At 72.7% G+C, this 21,307-nt stretch carries 20 protein-coding genes; 13 read left to right on the top strand and 7 right to left on the bottom strand.

What is annotated here, in order from left to right; translation table 11 throughout:
• Nucleotides 1–9 precede the first annotated feature (9 nt).
• Nucleotides 10–219 (bottom strand): hypothetical protein, encoded by a 210-nt coding sequence (locus tag J5Y09_RS12320; protein WP_209352096.1) that lies wholly within the window; start codon nt 217–219, stop codon nt 10–12.
• Nucleotides 220–661: 442 nt separating this feature from the next.
• Here J5Y09_RS12320 and J5Y09_RS12315 point away from each other — a divergent pair, with 442 nt between their 5' ends.
• Genes J5Y09_RS12315 through J5Y09_RS12300 form a run of 4 tightly spaced genes read left to right on the top strand, consistent with a single transcriptional unit; the run spans nt 662 to nt 4,083 of the window.
• A complete protein-coding gene (locus tag J5Y09_RS12315; protein ID WP_209352095.1) occupies nt 662–2,176 on the top strand; it encodes a TadG family pilus assembly protein in 1,515 nt (504 codons plus the stop codon).
• Nucleotides 2,173–2,643 carry a TadE/TadG family type IV pilus assembly protein gene (locus J5Y09_RS12310; RefSeq protein WP_209352094.1) on the top strand — a complete coding sequence of 157 codons (471 nt, stop codon included), beginning with the start codon at nt 2,173–2,175 and terminating at the stop codon, nt 2,641–2,643. Before J5Y09_RS12315 ends, J5Y09_RS12310 begins: the two co-directional genes overlap by 4 nt.
• Nucleotides 2,633–3,067 (top strand): TadE/TadG family type IV pilus assembly protein, encoded by a 435-nt coding sequence (locus tag J5Y09_RS12305; RefSeq protein WP_209352093.1) that lies wholly within the window; start codon nt 2,633–2,635, stop codon nt 3,065–3,067. The genes J5Y09_RS12310 and J5Y09_RS12305 overlap by 11 nt, the downstream gene beginning before the upstream one ends.
• A gap of 53 nt (nt 3,068–3,120) precedes the next feature.
• Entirely contained in the window at nt 3,121–4,083 is a 963-nt protein-coding gene (locus J5Y09_RS12300; protein WP_209352092.1) for an isocitrate lyase/PEP mutase family protein, read from the top strand.
• A gap of 40 nt (nt 4,084–4,123) precedes the next feature.
• On the opposite strand, the gene J5Y09_RS12295 is transcribed toward J5Y09_RS12300, so the two are convergent.
• Nucleotides 4,124–5,086 (bottom strand): Bug family tripartite tricarboxylate transporter substrate binding protein, encoded by a 963-nt coding sequence (locus J5Y09_RS12295; RefSeq protein WP_209352091.1) that lies wholly within the window; start codon nt 5,084–5,086, stop codon nt 4,124–4,126.
• Nucleotides 5,087–5,202: 116 nt separating this feature from the next.
• Here J5Y09_RS12295 and leuC point away from each other — a divergent pair, with 116 nt between their 5' ends.
• The 7 genes from leuC (at nt 5,203) to J5Y09_RS12260 (ending at nt 12,921) form a co-directional block, all read left to right on the top strand.
• Nucleotides 5,203–6,606 (top strand): 3-isopropylmalate dehydratase large subunit, encoded by a 1,404-nt coding sequence (gene leuC, locus J5Y09_RS12290; protein ID WP_209352090.1) that lies wholly within the window; start codon nt 5,203–5,205, stop codon nt 6,604–6,606.
• 12 nt (nt 6,607–6,618) lie between these two features.
• Nucleotides 6,619–7,245: a 3-isopropylmalate dehydratase small subunit gene (leuD, locus tag J5Y09_RS12285; protein WP_209352089.1), complete on the top strand. Its 627-nt coding sequence runs from the start codon at nt 6,619–6,621 to the stop codon at nt 7,243–7,245.
• Nucleotides 7,242–8,348, top strand: coding sequence for a 3-isopropylmalate dehydrogenase (gene leuB, locus J5Y09_RS12280; protein WP_209352088.1), 1,107 nt, complete (start codon nt 7,242–7,244; stop codon nt 8,346–8,348). Before leuD ends, leuB begins: the two co-directional genes overlap by 4 nt.
• Before the next feature lie 165 nt (nt 8,349–8,513).
• Nucleotides 8,514–10,034 carry a calcium-binding protein gene (locus J5Y09_RS12275; RefSeq protein ID WP_209352087.1) on the top strand — a complete coding sequence of 507 codons (1,521 nt, stop codon included), beginning with the start codon at nt 8,514–8,516 and terminating at the stop codon, nt 10,032–10,034.
• 62 nt (nt 10,035–10,096) lie between these two features.
• A complete protein-coding gene (locus J5Y09_RS12270) occupies nt 10,097–11,050 on the top strand; it encodes a Bug family tripartite tricarboxylate transporter substrate binding protein (RefSeq protein ID WP_209352086.1) in 954 nt (317 codons plus the stop codon).
• 3 nt (nt 11,051–11,053) lie between these two features.
• Entirely contained in the window at nt 11,054–11,959 is a 906-nt protein-coding gene (locus J5Y09_RS12265) for a sugar ABC transporter substrate-binding protein (protein ID WP_209352085.1), read from the top strand.
• Nucleotides 11,956–12,921, top strand: a complete 966-nt coding sequence (locus J5Y09_RS12260) for a Bug family tripartite tricarboxylate transporter substrate binding protein (protein WP_209352084.1) — start codon at nt 11,956–11,958, stop codon at nt 12,919–12,921. Before J5Y09_RS12265 ends, J5Y09_RS12260 begins: the two co-directional genes overlap by 4 nt.
• 9 nt (nt 12,922–12,930) lie before the next feature.
• Here J5Y09_RS12260 and J5Y09_RS12255 read toward each other — a convergent pair whose 3' ends face one another.
• Together J5Y09_RS12255 and J5Y09_RS12250 are read right to left on the bottom strand one after the other, a co-directional pair.
• Nucleotides 12,931–14,490, bottom strand: a complete 1,560-nt coding sequence (locus J5Y09_RS12255) for an acyl-CoA carboxylase subunit beta (protein WP_245217082.1) — start codon at nt 14,488–14,490, stop codon at nt 12,931–12,933.
• Between the two features lie 61 nt (nt 14,491–14,551).
• Complete coding sequence (locus J5Y09_RS12250) at nt 14,552–14,944, bottom strand: hypothetical protein (protein WP_209352083.1); 393 nt, start codon at nt 14,942–14,944, stop codon at nt 14,552–14,554.
• A gap of 437 nt (nt 14,945–15,381) precedes the next feature.
• On the opposite strand from J5Y09_RS12250, the gene J5Y09_RS12245 reads away from it, so the two are divergent.
• Together J5Y09_RS12245 and J5Y09_RS12240 are read left to right on the top strand one after the other, a co-directional pair.
• On the top strand, nt 15,382–17,871 hold the full coding sequence (locus tag J5Y09_RS12245; protein WP_209352082.1) for a sensor histidine kinase: 2,490 nt from the start codon (nt 15,382–15,384) through the stop codon (nt 17,869–17,871).
• 74 nt (nt 17,872–17,945) lie between these two features.
• A complete protein-coding gene (locus J5Y09_RS12240; RefSeq protein ID WP_209352081.1) occupies nt 17,946–18,923 on the top strand; it encodes a GDP-mannose 4,6-dehydratase in 978 nt (325 codons plus the stop codon).
• Nucleotides 18,924–18,959: 36 nt separating this feature from the next.
• Here J5Y09_RS12240 and J5Y09_RS12235 read toward each other — a convergent pair whose 3' ends face one another.
• The 3 genes from J5Y09_RS12235 to J5Y09_RS12225 all read right to left on the bottom strand — a co-directional run.
• Nucleotides 18,960–20,012: a polysaccharide biosynthesis/export family protein gene (locus tag J5Y09_RS12235; protein ID WP_209352080.1), complete on the bottom strand. Its 1,053-nt coding sequence runs from the start codon at nt 20,010–20,012 to the stop codon at nt 18,960–18,962.
• Nucleotides 20,013–20,053: 41 nt separating this feature from the next.
• Complete coding sequence (locus J5Y09_RS12230; protein WP_245217092.1) at nt 20,054–21,049, bottom strand: glycosyltransferase; 996 nt, start codon at nt 21,047–21,049, stop codon at nt 20,054–20,056.
• Nucleotides 21,046–21,307: hypothetical protein (locus tag J5Y09_RS12225; protein WP_209352078.1), on the bottom strand; the 262-nt coding region annotated here is incomplete at its 5' end. The genes J5Y09_RS12225 and J5Y09_RS12230, both read right to left, overlap by 4 nt.

The raw sequence follows: 21,307 nt of genomic DNA, 5'->3' as shown, positions 1-21,307 counted from the left end.
CGACGCGCGTCAGCGGGCGGTTGTCCGGACCGAGCCCTGCGTGCTGGTGATCTGCCCGCCGATGTTGGCGAAGGCGTCGTTGAGCGGCTCGCGGAAGGCCAGCACGGCGCCGCCCACCACGATGACCACGCCCACGGCGAGGATGGCGTATTCGGCGGCGGTCACGCCCTTGCGATCGGCGGCGGCGCCATGGAGGGAGGCAAGGAACTTGCGGATCATCGGTGTCTTCCGTCTGCTGGGCGCCCGCGGCGCCTCTGGTCACTGGGCCGCTGCCAGGCCTCGCGTCGTGCGGCGCGTCGCCAGGCAGCGGTGCGGTCCGGCCAGTCAGGGACCAACTCGTTCCGCTGTCGAGATATAAACAAACTGCTAATTTTCATGTCCATCTCCAAATTGAGAATTCGCTCGAAATCCCGATCAATCCTCTGTTTGGCATAGGGGTAGGTCACCCTGACGATCGGGTGAGGCGCGCCCGCGCATCCCGCCGGGGAAACCTCGCGGAGACCGGCCGCGATGCCCGATCGGCAAGGCTGCGAACGATCTTGGTGTCGCGCGGCGAATGATCCGCCCCGCGCAGCCGGTCCCATCGGCGCGAAAATGTTCGCGATTTTGTGATTGATCGCGCGACAGGCGATCACATAATTGTTATGTCAGTTACCGCACCATGATCGATCGCCCCATGCCCGCGAAAAAATCCCCCCCCGGCGCGCGTTGGTTTCCCCGATCGAGGCCAGGCGCGCGGCGCGGTTCGATCGCCGTCGCCCTCGCCGTCAGCGCCACCGCGCTGCTCGGCATGGCCGCGCTCGCCAGCGAGGCCGGCACTTGGCTGACGGTCCGCCGCAATGCCCAGGGCGCCGCCGATGCCGGCGCGATCGCCGGCATCTACGCCCTGACCCAGGTCGGCACGAACGAGGTCGACAGCCGCGTCCGCGAAGTGGTGACCCGCAACGGGTTCACAAACGGCTCCAATGCGACCGTCACGGTCGAGACCGGCCTCTGGGCCGGCGGCGCCTTCGCCACGCCGGTACCGAGCGGCCAGACCCCCAACGCAGTGCGCGTCCAGGTGACGCAGACGCAGACGATGGTGCTCGCCCGCCTCATCAGCACCGTCGCGCCGATCGCCTGGGGCGGGGCCGTGGCCGCGCGGACCCCGGGCGGACCGGCCTGCGTGCTTTCCGTACCGCCGCCGGGCGGCGGGACGACGCAGGTCGACGGCAGCGTCTACATCTCCGGCAGCAACGCGCTGAACGCGCCGAACTGCCTGATCGCGTCGAACAGGCCGGGGCGGCGTTCCATCGAACTCGGGAACAACGCCGCGGGCAGCCTGATCGCCGCAGCGCTGCGCGCGCACGGCCAGTGCTACAACTGCGACGATGTGCCCGAGGCCAATGTCCCCGGCGGCACCGCATCGGGCGCCCCGCTCACGGAAAACCCCTTCGAGGACCTCGACGACCGCACGGTGAACCCGATCCCCCGCTTCACAGGGGGCGCCTGCGTCGAGCCGACCTATCGCGACGCCCAGAACACCATCCTGCGCGGCAACGGCAACAACGAGCCGAATGGCTGGACCACGATGACGCTGACCAGCGTCACCGACCGCCTCGCGGTGCCCCGCGACTACACCGCAACCTGCGGCCGCAATGTGCAGATCGGCGCCGGCCAGACCCTGCGCCTGACGCCCGGCACCTACTATTTCAGCGGTGCGAGCCTGATCCAGACCGGCGGGCGCATCGTCTGCGACGGATGTTCCGTCGCCGACCGGCGCGGCGTCACCCTGGTCTTCACGGGCAACTCCTCCAACGATGTCGGTGCCATCCGCCTGACCGGCGGCACCTTCGAACTGATCGCGCCGGGCACCGGCAACGGCGCGCCCGCGGCCTATGACGGCGTCGCCATCTACCGCGACAACGCCGGCGCGGTCCGAAACGCCGCCGGCGACAACATCCGCATCGAGGGCAATTCCGGCAGCACGCTGTTCGGCGGCGTCTACGCGCCGACCAGCGAGATCCAGCTCGTCGGCACCGCGACCATGAATCCCCCGCCCGGCGCGTCCGAAGGCTGCATGTCGATCGTCGCCGGGCGCATCAGCCTCAGCGGGAATTCGGCGATGAACGTGAATGCCTGCCAGCCCTACGGCACGGGGGTGGCACAGATCTGGACCGTGAGACTCGTCCAATGACCATCACCTCCCTCCTCCGTCGCCGCGACCGCGCGGCCTCGGCCCTCGAATTCGTGCTGGTGATGCCGATCGTCGTGCTCGTCATGTTCGCCGTGGCCGATTTCGGCAACGCCATGCAGCAGGCGATCCGTATGGAATCGGCCGCCCGCGCCGGGGCGCAGATCGCCTTCTCGAATCCCACCGCGACGACGCAGATCCGCGACACGGTACGCGCGCATCTGGGCAATCCGCCGCTCGCCACGTCCTGCGTGGACGGCGTGGGCAATGGCGTCTGCATCACGCCGCTCAGCTGGTGCCAGTGCGGCAGCGCCGCGGTCAACTACGCCAACCGCGTGGACTGCGACACCGAACAGAGTGGCTGCACGATCCGCCAGTATGTCTCGATCACCGTCACCCGGCCCTATTCGCCGCTCATCGTCGTCCCCGTCACCACGCTGCGCGGCAATGTCGAAGTCCGTGTCCTCTAGCCGCCACGCGGTCTCCTGCCGCCGCGGCGTCGCGGCGGTGGAATTCGCCGTCGTCGCCGGCCTCTTCTTCCTCACGCTTCTCGCGACCATCGACCTCGGCCGCTACTACATGACCATCCAGGGCATGAGGAACTTCATCGCGGATGCGGAGCGCTTCGGCATCGTCAACCTGAGCGGCAATGTCGAGGTCTGCCGGACGGATCTGGTGAACCAGATGGGCCGCGGCGGCGTGGTGACGCGCTACGTGACCGCGACCGGCACGCAGGACGACCCCTTGGGCGTCTGCGTCCGGCGCGCAGAGGCGGCGAACGGCAACGTGACGGTCACGGTGACCACCCGCATCCGCTTCGCCTTCGTGGTCAATCCCTTCGGCGTGGGCCAGCAAAGCTTCAACGACAACGCGACGGTCACCTTCCGGCTCTAGCCGCGCGGGGTTAGGCTCCCGCGCAACCCGCTTTCCGGGAAAGGAGCCAACCCATGCGCCTCGGCCAGGGCGAGACCGCCCGCCCCACCACGCGCCTGCGCGCGCTGATCGCCGAACACCGCCCGCTCGTCGTGCCGGGTTGCTTCAACGCCATGTCGGCCCGCATCCTCGAGAATGCCGGATTCCCCGCGCTCTACATGTCGGGCTACGGCACCTCGCTCAACCTGCTCGGCCTGCCCGACGCCGGCCTCGCGACGCTGACCGAGATGGCGCTGAACGCGCGGCTGATCGCCTCGGCGGTGCGCGTGCCGCTGATCGCCGACGCCGACACCGGCTTCGGCAACGCCATCAACGTCGTGCGCACGGTCGAGGAATACATCCGCGGCGGCGTCGCCGGCCTGCACCTGGAAGACCAGGTCGCGCCCAAGCGCTGCGGCCATGTCGCGGGGCGGGAGGTGATCGGGCGGGAGGAAGCGGTGCTGAAGGTGCGCGCCGCGGCGCGGACGCGCGACGCGCTCGACCCCGACTTCGTGCTGATCGCGCGCACCGACGCCCGAGGCGCGCATGGTGGCTCGCTCGACGAAGCGATCGACCGCGCCAACGCCTTCCTCGATGCTGGCGCCGACCTCGCCTTCGTCGAAGGCCCGAAGGACGAGGCCGAGGTGGAGCGCGTGGGGCGGGAGGTGAAGGGCCCGGTCTTCTACAACATGACCGGCATCTCCCCGCGCCTGTCGGCCGAACGCATGGCGGAACTCGGCATCCGCGTGTGCATCCTGCCGGGGGCGGCGATGCGCGCGACGATCATGGCGATCCATGATTTCGCGATGGCGCTGAAGGCGGGCGGGCCGATGGCCGAAGCCGAGTACGACGCGCGCTTCAAGGCGCACCCGATGGGCAACCTGCACGGCTTCTCGGGCTTCGACCGGATCCGGGAGATGGAGGCGGAGTTCCTCGGCGCGGACAGCGCGCGGAAGTACGAGGGCGGGCTGGGCTACGCGCCGAAGGCGGCGGAGTAAGGTCGGGGGGGGGGAGAAGTTCCCTTCTCCCCCCTGCCCTTCACCCCACCCGCAGCCCCGTCGCCTGCACGATCCGCCGCGCCGTCTCCCTATCCCGCCGGATCACCGCGGCGAAGGCGACGGGATCGGACTCCACCGCATCCGCGCCCGCCGCGTCGAGCCGCCGCCGCGCCTCGGGATCCGCCAGCGCGCTGCGCATCGCCTGCGCGATGCGCGTGATGGCGATGGCCGGCGTGCCCGACGTCGCGAAGACGCCGGTCCAGGACGACATGTCGTAGCCGGCAAACGTCTCCCCGATCACCGGGATCTGCGGCAGGGAGGCCTGGCGCTGCCCGGCCGTGCTCGCGATCAGCGTCGCCCCGCGCTCCACCGCGGGACGCAGCGAGGAGAAGGAGATGATGCCGGCGTCGATCCGCCCGCCGGCGAGTTCGCGCGCCACGTCCGCGCCGCCGCGGAAGGGCACGTGCTCCAGCCGGATGCCGGCGGCGAGTTGCAGCGCCTCCCCCATGAAATGCCCGATATGGGCGACGCCGGGCGTGCCGTAGGTGACCTCCCCGGGCCGGCGCTTCGCCTCCGCCACGAAGCCCGCCAGGTCGGTCGCCGGGAAGCCCGCGCGGATGCCGATGATGTAGGGCTGGGTCGTCACCTGCACGACCGGGACGAAGGTCGCGGCGTAGTCGAAGGGCAGGTCGCGCCGCACCTCGGGCAGGGTCGCGAAGGTCGCGCCTTCGAACAGCAGCGTGTAGCCGTCGGCCGGCGCCTGCGCGACCACCTGCGCGCCGATCGCGCCCGAGGCGCCGGTGCGGTTCTCGATGACGAAGGATTGGCCGAGCGCCTCCGCGACGCGCGCCTGCAGCGTGCGCGCGATGGTGTCGGCCACGCCCCCGGCGCTGTAGGGCACGACGAGGCGCACCGGCCGGTCCGGCCAGGTGGTCTGCGCGCGGGCGATCGCGGGCGCGGCGAGCAGGCCAAGCGTGACGGCGCGTCGGGGGAGCGAGGTCATGGCGTTTCCTTCCCGTCGGCGGGCGCTTGACCGCGCCCGATCCGCGCGGCGTGATGCCGCCGCTTTCCGGGAACGGTGCGGCCCAGGCGCGCACGGGTCAAGAACGAGGGAACGTCATGTCCGCGACCATGTTCGACAGGATCTGGGACCCGCATGTGGTGGCGGATCTCGGCAATGGCTGGTCCCTGCTGCATTGCGACCGCGTGCTGGTGCACGACCTGTCGGGCGGCCGCGCGCTCGAGGAACTGGCGCAATCGGGCTACAAATGCGCCCGCCCGGACCTCGTCTTCGCGACACCGGACCATGCCGTGTCCACGCTGCCCGGCCGCACCTCGGAGACCTTCCCCAAGGGCGGCCAATTGCTTGCGGGGCTGCGCAAGCGCGCCTCCGAGGCGGGCGTGCGGCTGTTCGACCTCGGCCAGGACGGCAACGGCATCGTGCATGTGATGGCGCCGGAACTCGGCATCGTGCTGCCGGGCACGACGCTGGTCTGCGGCGACAGCCACACCTGCACCAATGGCGGCGTCGGCGCGCTCGCCTTCGGCATCGGCGCGTCGGAACTGCGCCATGTGCTGGCCACGCAGACCCTGCCGCAGAAGAAGCCCAGGCGCATGCGCATCCGCTTCGAGGGCGCGGCCCCGCCGGGTGTCACGCCCAAGGACATGATCCTTGCCGCCATCGGCCGCTTCGGCGCGGCGGCGGGCGTCGGCCACGCGGTGGAATACGCGGGCTCGGCGGTGCGCGCGCTGTCGGTCGAGGGGCGGCTCACGCTGTGCAACCTCTCGATCGAGATGGGCGCCAAGATGGGCATGGTGGCGCCGGACGAGACGACCTTCGAATGGCTCGCCGGCCGCGACTTCGCGCCGAAGGGCAGTGCGTGGGACGCGGCGGTCGCGCATTGGCGCACCCTGCCCTCCGCCGAGGATGCCGCCTTCGACCGCGACCTCACGATCGACATGCGCGACATCGCCCCGCAGATCACCTGGGGCACCAGCCCCGACCAGGTGCTGCCCGTCACCGGCCGCGTGCCCGACCCGTCCGAGGCGCCGGGCGCGGAGCAGCGCGCCGCCTGGGAATCCGCCATCGCCTATATGGGCCTGACGCCCGGCCAGCCCATCGCGGGCACCAAGGTGGACTGGGTCTTCATCGGATCCTGCACCAATTCGCGCATCGAGGATCTGCGCGCCGCCGCCGCTGTGCTGCGCGGGCGGAAGGTGGCGCCGCACGTCACCGCCTGGGTGGTGCCCGGCAGCGAGCGGGTGAAGCACGCGGCCGAGGCCGAGGGGCTGGACGCCGCCTTCCGCGCCGCCGGCTTCGAATGGCGGGAGCCGGGCTGCGCGCTCTGCGTCGCGGCGAACGGGGAAGCGGTGCCGCCCGGCGCGCGCTGCGTCTCCACGTCGAACCGCAACTTCGTCGGCCGGCAGGGCACGGGGGCGCGCACGCACCTCGCCTCCCCCGCCATGGCGGCGGCCGCGGCGATCGAGGGCGCGATCGCCGATGTCCGCCTGGTCGCGGCATAAGGGGGCAGCATCATGGACAAGGTCACCACCGTCGCCGGCCCGGCCGTGCCGATGCTGCAGGCGAACATCGACACCGACGTCATCATCCCGATCCAGCGGCTGGTCGGCACCGGGCGCACGGGCCTCGGCCCCCATGCCTTCGAGCGGCTGCGCTACCTGAAGGATGGCAGCGACAACCCCGACTTCGTGCTGAACCGCGCGCAGTACCGCGGCAGCCCCGTGCTGCTCGCGGGGCCGAATTTCGGCTGCGGATCGTCGCGCGAAGGCGCGGTCTGGGCGCTGATGGGCATGGGCGTGCGCGCCGTCATCGCCCCATCCTTCGGCGACATTTTTTTCAACAACTGCTTCCAGAACGGATTGCTGCCGGTCGCCTTGCCGGAGGACGTGATCCGCCGCATCGCCGAGGAAACCGAAGCCTCGCAGGGCTCGCGCCACACGACGGTCGATCTTGTCCGGCAAGTGGTCGTCACGCCGGAGGGCGCGGAAATCCCCTTCGCCATCGACCCGCGCCGCCGGGAATCGCTGCTCGAAGGGCTCGACGACATCGCGCTGACGCTGCGCCACAAGGACACCATCGCCGCCTGGCAGAAGGCGGACCGCGCCGCGCGCGCCTGGGCCTGGGAAAGCGTGGAACGATGAGCATGCTCGACATCTGCGTCCTGCCCGGCGACGGCATCGGGCCCGAGGTGACGGACGAGGCGGTGCGCGTGCTCGACTGGTTCGTGGCGAAGCGCGGCGTGCAGTTGCGCATGACGCGGCACCTGTTCGGCGCGGCGTCCTGGGCCGCGCAGGGCACGACGATGCCCGAGGCGACCTGGGACGCGATCATGCGCGCCGACGCGCTGCTGTTCGGCGCCGTCGGCAGCCTGGACCAGACGCACATCCCGCCGGAGGAACGGCGCAAGGGCGCCTTGCTGCGGATGCGCAAGGCGCTCGACGTCTTCGCCAATGTACGGCCGGTGCGCGCCTGGGCGCCGCTGGCCGAATCCTCCCCCTTCAAGGCGCGCACCGTCGCGGGCGCGGACCTGGTCTTCGTGCGCGAACTGACCGCCGGGGTCTATTTCGGCACGCCACGTGGGATCGAGACGCAGGCCGACGGCACGCGCCGCGGCGTCAACACCCACACCTACACGGAAGCCGAGATCGCGCGCGCCGCGCGCTTCGCCTTCGAGCTCGCCCGCACGCGCCGCAACCACGTGACGTCCGTCGACAAGGCCAACGTGATGGAGGCCGGGCGGCTGTGGCGGGACGTGGTGACGGAGGTGCACCGCGCCGACTTCGCCGACGTGACGCTCGAACACATGCTGGCCGACAATTGCGCGCTGCAGCTGGGCCGCACGCCGACGCGCTTCGACGTCATCGTCACCGACAATTTGTTCGGGGACCTGCTGTCCGACTGCGCGGGCGCGATCAATGGCAGCCTCGGCATGCTGCCGTCCGCCGCGCTGTCGGCCCCCGGCCCGGATGGGCGGCGGCGCGCGCTGTACGAACCCATCCACGGCTCGGCGCCCGACATCGCGGGCAAGGGCATCGCCAATCCGCTCGGCGCCATCCTGTCCGCCGCGCTGCTGCTGCGCTGGACGGCCGGACGGCCGGAAGAAGCGGACAGGCTGGAGAACGCCGTGGAGGCCGCGCTCGCCGCGGGCGCGCGCACGGCCGATATCGCCCTGCCGGGAGAGGCGGTGCTCGGCACCCGCGCGATGGCCGATGCCGTTCTCGCCGCGCTCGACGCGACGGTATAGAGGCGGCCCGGGACGGCCGCGCCCTTCGCTCGCGCCCGTTCCGCGATCATTAGTTAATTAGTCTTAACTTATATAATCGATCTCGATGAAACTCTCGAGCCCCGGCTAGCATTCCCGTGACTGGCGGCGCGCATCTCACAGCGCCGGACAGGAAGGAATGCAAGCATGAGCGGCAGCGCCACACGGTCCATCCTCCCCGCGCTCGCCGCAGGGTTTCCCACGCGGGGCGACGACAGGATCGACGGCACGGACGGCCCCGACCTGATCGACGCGCTCGCCGGCAACGACACGGTCAATGGCGGGCTCGGCGACGATACGCTGCGCGGCGGCCCCGGCGATGATTCGCTCGACGGCGGCAACGAGAACGACCTGGTCGATGGCGGCGCGGGCGACGACACGCTGCGCGGCTGGCGCGTCGAAGGCGGGCCGGGCAACGACGAGATCCACGTCGCCAACCTCGGCACCGGCGATGGCGGCGCGGGCGACGACTGGATGCAGGGCGGCGCCGGGCCGAACACGCTGCATGGCGGCGACGGCCGCGACACGATCGATGGCGGGCGCGCCAGCGACCGACTCTTCGGCGATGCGGGCGACGACGTCATCGCCGGCGGCTTCACCGGCGATGACTGGATCGAAGGCGGCGCGGGGAATGACGACCTCTATGCCGGTCGGTCCGGCAGCGACAGCCTGTTCGGCGGCGCGGGCAACGACACGCTCAGCGGCGTCTTCGGCGGGGACCTGCTCGACGGCGGCGCCGGCGACGATTTGATCACCGCGCGTCTGGCCGACCACACGCTGCGCGGCGGCGCGGGGCAGGACACGCTGACGGCCGGGACCGGCGAGGACCTGCTCGATGGCGGTGCGGGCGACGACCTGCTCGAAGCCGGCGGCGGCAACGACACGCTCGAAGGCGGCGCCGGGGCGGACACGCTGCGCGGCGGGGATGGCGACGACCGCCTCGATGGCGGCGCCGGCCGCGACCTGCTCGTCGGCGGCGAGGGCTCCAACCGCATGGCCGGCGATGCGGGCGACGACACGCTGTTCGGATCGCGCGAGGACCTGCCGATCGGCGGCGGTCCGAGCACGCTCGATGGCGGCGCCGGCGACGACGCGGTCTATGGCACCAGCAGCGCCGACAGCCTGGAAGGCGGCGCGGGCGACGACATCCTCGCGGGCCTGTCCGACGACGACACGCTGCGCGGCGGCACAGGCGACGACACCATGTCCGGCGGCGACCAGGAGGACCTGCTCGATGGCGGCGCGGGCCATGACGACCTCGATGGCGGCCGCGGGGAGGACACGCTCGAAGGCGGCGCCGGCCATGACACGCTGTTCGGCGGCACGCAGGACGACCTGCTGATCGGCGGCGCCGGCGCCGACTGGATGGACGGCTCATCCGGCGACGACACGCTGCGCGGCGGCGGGGGCGCGGACCTCTTTGTCTTCGGCGCCGGCACGGGTCCGACCGATGCCGACGTGATCGAGGATTTTTCCACGCGCGCCGACGTGATCCGCTTCGAGCTCGGCACCGAGCCCGTCTCGGTCGTCGATGCGGGCGGGGACGCGCTGATCACGACCAATGTCGGCGGCACGATCCTGGTGAAGGGCGCGAGCGCGGCGGAGGTCGCCGGCGCCATCGAGGTTCTGCCCGCCCCGCTCGCCGCGGACCCCTTCGCGCTGGGCTGACGACGGGGTGGACCGGGCAGGGCCAGCCGCCTAGCCTTCCTCCCAACCAACGGGAGGACATCATGCGTCGCACCCTGCTCGCCGCCGCCGCGGCGGCGTTGCTTGCCCTGCCCGCCATGGCGCAGGAACGCACGGTTCGCGTCATCTCCGGCTTCGCGCCGGGCGGCGCGGGCGACCTCATGGCCCGCCTCATCGCCGAATACGTGCCGCCGCAGATGGGCGCGCGCGGCGTGGTCGAGAACCGCACCGGCGCCAATGGCCTGATCGCCGCCGAGGTGGTGGCGCGCGGCGCGCCGGATGGGATGACCGTGCTGCAATGCCCGATGGGCAGCATGACCATCACGCCGAACCTGCCCGGCGCCGCCCTGCCCGTCGATCCGCGCACGGAGATGGTGGGCGTCGCCAATGTCGCGCTGTCCACCTACGCGCTCGTCGTCGCGGCGCGCGGGCCGCACCAGGACGTGCCCGGGCTGCTCGCCGCGGCGCGCGCGCGGCCCGGCGCGCTGTCCTACGCCTCGGCCGGCGTCGGCTCGGCGCAGCACCTGTCGGTCGAACTGCTCAAGGCGCGCGCCGGGCTCGACATCGCGCATGTGCCCTATCGCGGCGCGGCGATCGCGGTGGTGGACATCCTCGGCGGGCGCGTCGACTTCATGATCACCAACCTCGGCGACGTGATGCGCCAGATCACGGGCGGGGAATTGCGGCTGCTCGCGCTCGGCGACGATGCCGGGTCGCCGCTGTTCCCCAATGCGCGGCCGATCTCGGCCTTCGTGCCCGGCCTGCAGATGGCCGGCTGGTTCGGCATCTGCGGCCCGCGCGGGATGAACGAGGAAAGCCTCGCCCGCTGGTCGGAGGCGACGCGCAAGGCGCTCGAGAACGCGACCTTCCGCGAAAGGCTGCTCGCCAACGGGCTGACCCCGCTGTTCGAGGACACGCGCGCCTTCAACGCCCGCATCGCCGCCGACCTGCGGTCCTGGGGCGAGGTCATCCGCGCCGCCGGCGTGCGCGGGGACTGACGGGTGGCGCTCCGCCTCGCGGCCTTCACCAAGAACGGCGTCAATCCGAACTACCAGGCCTTCCTGCTCGGGGTGGAAAAGGCCGCAGCCGCCGAGGGCGCGCGCGCGACGCGGCATTTCCCGCCCGTGCCGGACGACCCGGACGGCCAGCTCGCCCTGCTGTCGGCCGTCGTCGCGGAAGGCCCGGACGCGATCATCTTCGCCCCCGCCGACGACCGCGCGCTGGAAGCGCCGGTCGCGGCGGCGATCGCGCGCGGCATTCCCTTCATCGGCTTCGTCAACCGCATGTCGGTCGACTTCGTGTCCTTCGTCGGCGCCGACGACGTCGCGATGGGCCGCACCATCGCGACGGTGATGGCCCAGGCGCTGAACGAGGTCGGCGACGTGGTGCTGGTCGAAGGCCCCGACACCGCGCCCACCAGCCGCGACCGCGGCCGCGGCTTCCGGGAGGCGCTGGCCCGATTCCCCTCCATCCGCCTCCTCGGCACCGCGCCCGGGCGCTACCTGCGCGGGCCGGGCCACGCGGCGATGGAACGGCTGCTGCTGGCGCATCCGCGCATCGACGGCGTGATCTGCACCAACGACCTGATGGCGCTCGGCGCGCTGGACGCGCTCGACGACGCCGGCCGCCACGCGCTCGTCGTCGGCAACAACGGCACGCTCGACGCGGTGCGGGAGATCGGCCGCGGCCGGCTGCTCGCCAGCATGGACTATGACGGGTTCCGCATGGGCGCGGTCGCCGCCATGGCGGCACTGCGCCACCTGCGCGGCGCGCCCGTGCCGCGGGAGATCCTGCTGCCCGCGCGCGTCATCGACCGCGCCAACCACGAAGCCTTCCTGACGCCGCCGGAGGACCGACCCCTGCCGCGCTGGGAGGACGCCATCGCATCCGGGGAGACACCGCCATGAAGACCGCCCGCCGCGCGCTGCTCGCGACGCCCTTCGCCGCCGCGCTCGCCGCGCCGGCGCGCGCGCAAGCCCCCTGGCCGACCCGGCCGGTGCGGCTGATCAGCCCCTTCGCGCCCGGCGGGCCGCAGGACGTGCCGGCGCGCTACTTCGTGGACTACCTCACGCCACGCCTCGGCCAGCCGGTCGTCTATGACAGCCGCGCCGGGGCGGGCGGGCAGCTCGGCATGCAGCATGTCGCGACGGCGACGGACGGCCACAGCTTTCTCATCACCTCCAATTCCGTCGCGACGCTGCCGGCGCTGCGGCGCGACCTCGGCTTCGATCCCTTCACCGACCTGCTGCCCGTCACCATCGTGACGGAGGCGCCGCTGGTCTATTGCGTGCGCGCCAACGGGCCGGCGAACCTCGCGGCCTTCATCGCGCGCGCGAAGGAAGCGCCCGGGCGCGTGTCGGTCGGCAGTTCGGGGATCGGCTCGGCGACGCATCTCGCCAGCGCCTTCCTGATGCAGAAGGCCGGGATCGAACTGCTGCACGTGCCCTATCGCGGCGCGGGGCTGATCATGACGGCGCTGCTGGCGGGCGAGATCGACGCCTTCGTGGGCGACCTGTCGCTCGCGCTCGAGCACATCCGCGCCGGCACCATCCGCCCCATCGGCGTGACGACGCAGGCGCGCGCGCCGCTGCTGCCCGATGTGCCGGCGATCGGCGAGCAGATCGCGGGCTACGCCGTGCCCTTCTGGTTCGGGCTGTTCGCCGCGAAGCAGACGGCGCCGGAGGCGATCCGCCGGATGAACGCCGAACTCGCCCCGCTCGCCGCCCCGACCAGCGAGCTTTCGCGCCGCATGGCCGATCGCGGGTCGCTGCTGGTGCTCAGCGGGCCGGACCCGTTGGCGGCGCGCCTGCGGGCCGAGGTCGCGCAATGGCGCCAGGTGGTGCAGGCGGCGGGGATCACGCCGGAATAGCGCGCGGCCTCACGGCCGCATCGTGAACCCCGCCACGCCTGGCGCGCGCAGCGGGTCCGCCAGCCGCGCGAACTCGCACAGCAGGCGGCGGGAATCGCGCGGGTCGATGATCTCCTCGACCCAGAAGGCCTCGGCGGTGCGGAAGGGGGATCGCAGCTTCTGCAGCCGCGCCTCGATCTCGGCGACCTTGGCGTCCTTGTCGTCCGCCGCCGCTACTTCCGCCGCGTAGGCCGCCTCGACGCCGCCTTCCAGCGGCAGGGATCCCCAGCGCGCCGAAGGCCAGGCGTAGCGCAGCGAAAAGCGCCCCGCCGGCTGGTGCACCACGCCCGCCACGCCGAAGGCGTTGCGCAGGATGATGGTGCACCAGGGCTGCCGGCACTGGTTCACCGCCGCCATGGCGCGCACGCCCCAGCGGATCGTCGCCGTCTTCTCGGCCTCGAGCCCCACGGCGAAGCCGGGGCAGTCCATCAGGTAGACGACCGGCAAATGGAAGGTCTCGGCCAGGTCGACGAAGCGGATCACCTTCTGGCAGGCATCCGCCGTCCAGGACCCGCCCTGGAAGACGGGGTCGGAGGCCAGCACCGCGACCGCGCGGCCTTCGAGCCGCGCGAGGCCCGTGACGACCGGCCGGCCGAACCAGCGGCCCATCTCGAAGAAGCTGCCCTTATCAAACAGCGTCTCGACGATCGGGCGCATCTTGTAGGCCTGCCGCGGGTCGCGCGGGATGGCCGAGAGCAGCGCCTCGTCGCGCCGCGCCGGATCGTCGCGCGACCGGATGGCGGGCGGCAATTCGTGCACCGAGGCAGGCATGTAGGACATGAAGCGCCGCGCGAGCGCGAAGGCCTCCTCCTCGTTCTCCGCCGCGTCGTCGACCGCGCCGGCCTTGCACTGGATCTCCCAGCCGCCGAGGTCGCGCTTGTCGAGCTTCTCCCCCAGCCGGGCGACGACCGGCGGGCCGGCGACGAACATCGCGCTCGTCTTGGTCATGACGGAGTAGTGCGCCGCCGCGAGCCGCGCCGCCCCAAGCCCCGCGACCGAGCCGAGCCCGAGCGTCACCACCGGCACCAAGCCCAGATTCGCGGTCGTCTGGTGGTACAGCTGCGTGCCGCCGACGCCGCCCGGCAGGTTCGCCCGCCCCGTCGTCTCGATCGTCTTGACCGAGCCGCCGCCGCCCGAGCCCTCGATCAGCCGAATGATCGGCAGGCGGAGTTCCGCCGCCATGCGCTCGGCCATGATCGGCTTTTCGCGGATCGTCGCATCCGCGCTGCCGCCGCGCACGGTGAAGTCGTCGCCGACCACCACCACCGGCCGGCCATCGACCAGCGCGCGGCCCATGACGCAGTTGGACGGGGTGAAGGCGGTGAGCTCGCCCTGCGCGTCGTAGTCCGCGCGGCCGGCGATGGCGCCGACCTCATGGAAGGATCCGCGGTCGACCAGCCGCTCGACCCGCTCGCGGACGGTCAGGCGCCCGCCTTCATGCTGCCGGCGGACCTTGTCGGGCCCGCCCATTTCCCGCGCCAGCGCTTCCCGCCGCCGCAATTCCTCGAGTTCGGCGTTCCAGCCCACCATGCGCGCCCGTTCCTTCCCGGGCGTCATCCTCCCGCCGCCAGGGCCGGGCGGCAAGCGGGGGTCAGGGGGCGGCGAGGTCGCTGCGCAGGAACCACAGCGTCAGCGGCGCGCCATTGGTCAGCCGCATGCGCACCGTCTCCGCATCGCCGCCCTCGGCGACCCATTCATTGACGCGGAAGGTGGTGCGGCAGCCGCCGGCGGCGCGGGCCTCGACCAGCATGCGCGGATCCCCGCCCGCCATTTGCCGCAACAGGCGCACGGCATTCGGGTCGGCGCAGCCGATGGTGCCGTCCCGCGCCACGCGCCAGACTTGGCGCGCGGGCTGCGCCGGGGCGGGCACCGTGGCCGCGGCCTCGGTCACGGCAGCCGGTTCGCTGGCCTCGTCACCGGCCCCGGGCGTGGACTCGGCGCCGGACTCGACGGCGCCGTTCGCATCGGGACGGATGGCGGGCATGGGCTGCCGCGCCATCGCCAAGCGGGGCGGCGGCGGTGGCGGGAGCGGCAACGGCTCCTCCGGCGGCGGCTCGGGCGCACAGGCGCCAAGCGCGAGAAGGGCCGCAGCCAGGACAAGCCCTGAAGCGAATCGCGGCATGCAGCGACCCTAGCGCGATATTCGACGTCGCGAAATCACCTGATCGAACGTCATCGACGAAAAAATACCGATTCTAGAGCGACTTATGCCAGCACGATGAAACCCCGCCGCCACCACCCCGCCCGGTGCCGGCGTGGGGAGGCGCGACATGGCGCTGCCCGGGTCACGTCTGGTCGAGCCATCGTTTCGGTTCCAAGTCGCCGTATCGTGCGTGAACCTTGCATCAAAACGCCCTTTAGTTGATCCTTTACCGATTGCAGCGCGCCTGGGTGCTGCCTCGGGGATCAGGTTCGCAGGGGATGTCGGCAACGGCGGAGCGCACTACCGGCCGGACGCCCGCGCTCGCGGGTCGGTTGCGCGGGCTGGTGCTGGCCTGCCTGCTGCCGCTGCTGGTGACCATCGGCCTGCTGGCCGCCATGCTGCTGCGCAGCGGCGCCGAGGATTCCGCGATCCGCCTGGCGAGCACGGCGCGCGCGACGGCGCAGGCCGCGGATGCCGAGATCGAAGGCCGCCTCGTCGCCCTCGCCGGCTTCGCCGCCACCTTCACGACCCCGCCCGAGGAAGCCGATCTCGCCGCGCTCGACGGCGCCGCGCGCCGGCTCGCCCAGTCGCTCGGCAGCAGCGTCGCGATCCTCGACCGCGGGCTCGGCCTGCTGGTGGACACCGACCATCCCTTCGGCACGCCGCTGGGGTCGAGCCCGGCCGTGGCCGCCGCGATCTGGGCGGTCGAGACCGGCCGCCCGCGCGTCAGCGACATCCTGCCGCTGCCCGGCGGCGCCACGCAGGCGCCGGCACTGATGGTGCCCGTGATGCGCGACGGCCGCCCGATCGGCGTCGTCAGCGCGGGCCTTGCGCCGGACCGGCTGCGCGGCGCGCTCGGCGCGGGCCGTGCCGTGCTGCTCGACGGGCGCGGGCGCATCGTCGCCGCGCAGCGCACCCTGCCGCCGGAACTGCCTGACTGGCCCACCCTCTCCTCCTCCCCGCGCGGCAGCGCGCTGACGGGGCGCGACGCCGGCGGGCGGACGATCCACTACGCCGTGATGCACCTGTCGGCCGCGCCGGATTGGCGCGTGGTGGTGTGGGAGCCGGAAGCCGCGGCCGTCGGCGCGCTCGGCCAGCAGATCCCGCTCGCGGCCACGCTCGTGCTGCTCGCGCTCGGCATCGCGGGGCTCGCCTACCGGCGCACCCTGACCTCGGTGCGAGAGCCGGCGCGCGCGCTGGAACGGCACACGCTCGCGATCGCCGAGGCGCTGCGCGGCGACGGCGCCCCGCCGCCCGCGCCCGCGATCCGCGGCCCGGCCGAGGTGACCGATATCGGCACGGCGCTCGCGGAGGCCTTCAGCGCCGCGGCAGGGCGGGAACGCCGCCTGCGCGCGCTGGCCGAGGCCGGGGCGATCGTGCTGTGGCGGGCCGATGCCGCGGGCGGCTGGATCGAGGCGGCCGGCTGGGCCGGCCTGACCGGCCAGGCCGCGCCGGCCTTCCGCGGCGATGGCTGGCTCGAGATGGTGCACCCGGACGACCGGGCGCCGACGCTCGCCGAATGGGGCCGCAGCCTCGTCGCGCGCAACCCGATCGGCGTCGAGTTCCGCCTGCGCACGGCGGACGAGGCCGCGGGCTGGCGCTGGGTGCGCGCGACCGGCGTCGCGGTGGTGAACGAGGACGGCCTGCTGCTCGAATGGGTCGGCGCCATCCACGACGTGGCCGATGCGCGCGGCGCCGGCCAGGCGCACCGGGTGAACGAGGCGCAGGTGCGCCAGACCGTCGCGGAGCTGCGCGCGGTGTACGACACGGTGCCGGTCGGCCTGGCGCTGGTCGACCAGTCGCTGAAGTTCGTGAACGTGAACGCGCGCTTCGCCGCGATCAGCGGCCTGCTGACCGAGGCCCATATCGGCCGCGCCGCGCATGAGGTGATGCCCGAGGGCCTCGCCCGCCCGCTCGAGGATGCGCAGCGGCGCGTCTTCGCCACCGGCCGCCCCGTGCTCGACGTGACGTGTTCCGCCCAGGCGCCGGGGGCGGTGCAGCATCTGCGCCACTGGCTCGCTTCCTGCCACCCGGTGAAGAACGCGGGCGGGGAGGTGACGGGCGTGTCCGCCGTGCTGCAGGACGTGACCGACCGCGTGCGCGCCGAGAAGTCGCGCGAGGCGCTGGTCAGCGAGCTGAACCATCGCGTCAAGAACACGCTGGCGACCGTCCAGTCGCTCGCCGCCCAGTCGCTGCGCGGCGCGGGCGCGGCGGCGCTGGGCCGGGAATTCGTCGGCCGCCTGCAGGCGCTGATGCGCGGCCACGACCTGATCGCCGACCAGGATGGCGACGAGGTGGAGCTGCCGCGCGTCGCGCGTGCCGCGCTCTCCCCCTGGATCGAGAGCGGCAAGCCGATCCGCGTGCTCGGCTCGGGGCGCATCCTGGTCAGCGCCGCGCAGGTGCAGGCGCTGGTGCTGGGCCTGCATGAACTCGCGACCAATGCGGCGCGCTACGGCGCCCTGTCGCGCCCGGGTGGGGAGGTCGAGCTCTCCTGGACGCTCGGGGAGGATGGCGTGGTCGTGCTGACCTGGCAGGAAAGCGGCGGCCCGCCCGTCGCCACGCCCGCGCCGGCCCGGCGCGGCTTCGGCATGCGGCTGCTGGAGCGCGGCCTGGCGCACGACCTCGGGCCCGGCGCCGCGGTCCGCGTTTCCTTCGCCGAGGACGGCGCGCGGATCGAGATGCGCTTCCATGTCCGCCAACGCGCCCTGCTCGCCCCGCCGGTCACGCCCCCCCTGCCGGCACTGCCCGCGCTGCCGCCGGTCGGCTGACGCACCGCGCGCTTGGACGCCGGCGGCGCGATCGTGTAAGGCGCGCCGATCGGACCTGGGGAGTGGCGAAGGCGATGGCGCGGGCTCTCATCACCGGCGTGACCGGGCAGGACGGCGCCTATCTCGCCGCGTTGCTGCTGTCCAAGGGCTACGAGGTGCACGGGCTGCTGCACCGCCATGGCGGGTCGGAAGCCGTGGAGGACCGTCTGCGCCGGCTCGGCTGCAAGGGCGACGTGCAGATGGTCGACGGCAACCTGATCGACCTGTCCTCGCTGATCCGCCTGCTCGGCAAGATCCAGCCGGACGAGATCTACAACCTCGCCGCCCAGTCCTTCGTGCGCATGTCCTGGGACCAGCCGCTGCTGACGACGCAGGTCACCGCCATCGGCACCGCCAACATGCTCGAGGCACTTCGCATCGCGGCCCCCGGCGCGCGGTACTTCCAGGCAAGTTCTTCCGAGATGTTCGGCCGCGCCGAGACGCCGTCCCAGAACGAGGAGACGCGCTTCCACCCGCGCAGCCCCTACGCCTCGGCCAAGGTCTTCGCGCATTGCCTCACGGTGAACTACCGCGAGAGCTTCGGCCTGTTCACCTGCAACGGCATCATGTTCAACCACGACAGCCCGCTGCGCGGGATCGAGTTCGTGCTGCGCAAGATCACCGACGGGGCGGCGCGCATCAGCCTCGGCCGCGCGACGGAACTGCCGATGGGCAACCTCGATGCGCGTCGGGATTTCGGCCATGCGCGCGACTATGTCCGCGCCATGTGGCTGATGCTGCAGCAGGACAAGGCCGACGACTACGTGATCGCGACCGGGCGCGCGGCCTCGATCCGCGACCTGTGCCGCATCGCCTTCGCGCATGTCGGGCTGGACTACGAGGCGCATGTCACCATCGACCCGCGCTTCATGCGCCCGGCCGATGTCGAGATCACGATCGGCGACGCGACGCGCGCGCGCACCCGGCTCGGCTGGGTGCCGGAGACGAGCCTCGAGGAGATGATCGCCGAGATGGTCGAGGCCGACCTCGCCAAGTGGCGCGCCCGCGCCTGACGGGCGTCGAGGCGACGCGCGGCCGCCCCGCGCGCGTCAGTTCGGGAAGCGGAAGCTGTTGCCGTAGTTGAAGCTGACCGAGGTGCCGTTGAACAGGAAGATCTGCCGGATCACCTGGTCCACCCAGCGGCCGACGCGCGCGACGGTGGTCGGCGGCACGTAGACGGTGGCGTTGGGCGGCACGACCATGTCCTCCTCCAGCGCCAGTTCCGTCAGCACGCGGGTCAGGTTCACCTGCCGCAGCCGCGGCCGGCCGGCGGCGTCGAAATACAGCACGCGGACCTGGTCCATCGCGCCGGTGGGCAGCGGCCCGCCCGCGGCCGCCACGGTCTGCAGCAGCGTGCGCGGCGTCGGCGCGGGAATGGCGCCGGCCGTCCGCACCTCCCCGAAGACGAAGATCTGGTTGGCGGCGATGGCGGACAGCCGCGCGCTGACGCGAACGCCGCCCACCGCGCGCGCATAGGCCGCGTCGAGATCCTGTCTCAGCTCATCGAGCGTCTGCCCCGCCGCGCGCATCCCCTGCACCAGCGGCAGGTCGAGCAGCCCGTCCGGCCGCACCAGCGCGGTCCGCGCGCGCCCTTCCGCGCCGTTGCGCACCACCTCCGCCAGGTCGTCCACCGGCGTGGTGAACCGGCGCACGATCACGGTCACGACCGGGTCGCGCGCCACCTCCCGGTAGCGCTGCGCGACGGCGGCGGACAGCGCGGCCGGCGCCTGGCCGAGCGCGCGCACCTCCCCCTGCCCAGGCAGCGAGACCATCCCGTCCGGCCGCACCACCATCTGCCGGTTCAGGCTGCGGTCGAAGGCGAAGTCGAACTCGATCTCGTCGCCGATGGACAACCGGTAAGGGCGCAGGCGCTGGTTGTCGGTGTGGTAGAGCACCTCGATCCGGTCGCCCGGCTGCAGGCGATAGGCGCCGGTGCCGCGCAGCAGCCCCTCGCCCACCGCCCGCGCCGCGGCATCGCGCGCGGTGGGGTCGAGCGCGTCGAAATGCTCCGCCGCCTCCCCATGGCCGCGGTCGAAGCCGCGGCGTTCCGCGCAGGCAGGCAGCAGAAGGGCCGAGAGCAGCAGGCGTCGCGCGGGATTCATGCGGGGCTTTCGTGACGGGCGGGCGGCGTCGTGCATGGCGGTCAGAGCACGACGCAGCGGAAGCGCAGGCTTCCGTAGAGCAGGGCGAGCAGGACGACGGCTTCGCGCACCAGGTCGCCGCAGGCCTTGGCCGCATGGAATCCGACCACGCGCGGGGCGATGCCGCCCGCGCGCCGCACCGCATGCGCGACCAGCGCCGCGGCCGGCAGCGCGAGCAGCCAGGGCTGCGACACGGAGGCCGCCAGCAGCGCGCCGGCCAGTGCGACCTTCGCCGTGCCGCGCGGGTGGAAGAACAGCCGCGCGCGCAGCAATTCGCGCCGCAGCTCCGGATGCCGCCGCACCAGTTCCGGCAGGATGAACAAACGCGTGCCCTCGATCAGCCAAAGGCCCAGGGGCTGGTCCTCGACCTCGTGCGCGACCCGCGCCTCGGGGAGGAAACGCCGCGCATGCCCGGCCTTGATCAGCATCCAGGCGAGGTCGACATCCGCCCCCTCCGTCGCGCGGTCGAAGGGATCGCGGAAGGACAGCGCCGTGTCGAAGCCGCCCAGGCGGAGGAAAAGGTCCCGCCGGTACCAGGCATTCGCGGTCGGGAAGGTCGGATGCTCGGCCTCGGTCACGAAGGTGATCTTCGACGTCACGCGCACCGGCTGGCCCGGCTTGGGCAGCACCGGCCCGCTGACGAGCGCGACCGCGGGATCGTCGAAGGCGGCGAGCCCGGCTGCGAGCCATCCCGGCTCCGGCCGGCAGTCGCTGTCGGTGAAGGCGATGATCGGCGCGCGGGCGAGCGCGACGCCGCGGTTGCGCGAGGGCGCCGGGCCACGATCCTCCGCCATGCGCTCATGCGTCACGGCCAGCCCGAGTTCCGCCCGCGCCCGCGCGCAGAGCCCGGCGAGGTCGTCGCTGGAGACATTGTCCACCAGCACCACCTCGAAGCGGTCGCGCGGCAGCGTCTGGGCGGCGAGGCCCTCGAAGCAGTCCCAGAGCATCCGCGCGCGGTTCTTGCACGGGATGACGACGCTCACTTCCGGCGCGCTCATCGCAGCCACCCCCGCATCCAGCGCGGCACCGGGTCGCGATGCGCGTTGAGCACGACGCCGGCCACCGCGACGCCCGCCGCGCGCAGCGCGTCGCGCGCGCCGGCGGCGGCCTCGCGCGGCAGGCGACCCGCGCGGACCACCAGCAGCGCCTCCCCGCAGGCTTCCGCCGCGACCGGCCCGGCAAGCCCGGCATCGAGCGCCGGCGCGTCGACCAGCACCATGCCGCGCGCCGCGCCGATGATGGCGGCAAGCCGCGCA

It is taken from the genome of Roseomonas nitratireducens, from assembly GCF_017813355.1.
Taxonomy (GTDB): domain Bacteria; phylum Pseudomonadota; class Alphaproteobacteria; order Acetobacterales; family Acetobacteraceae; genus Neoroseomonas; species Neoroseomonas nitratireducens.
This window is presented reverse-complemented; position numbering and strand designations above follow the sequence as displayed.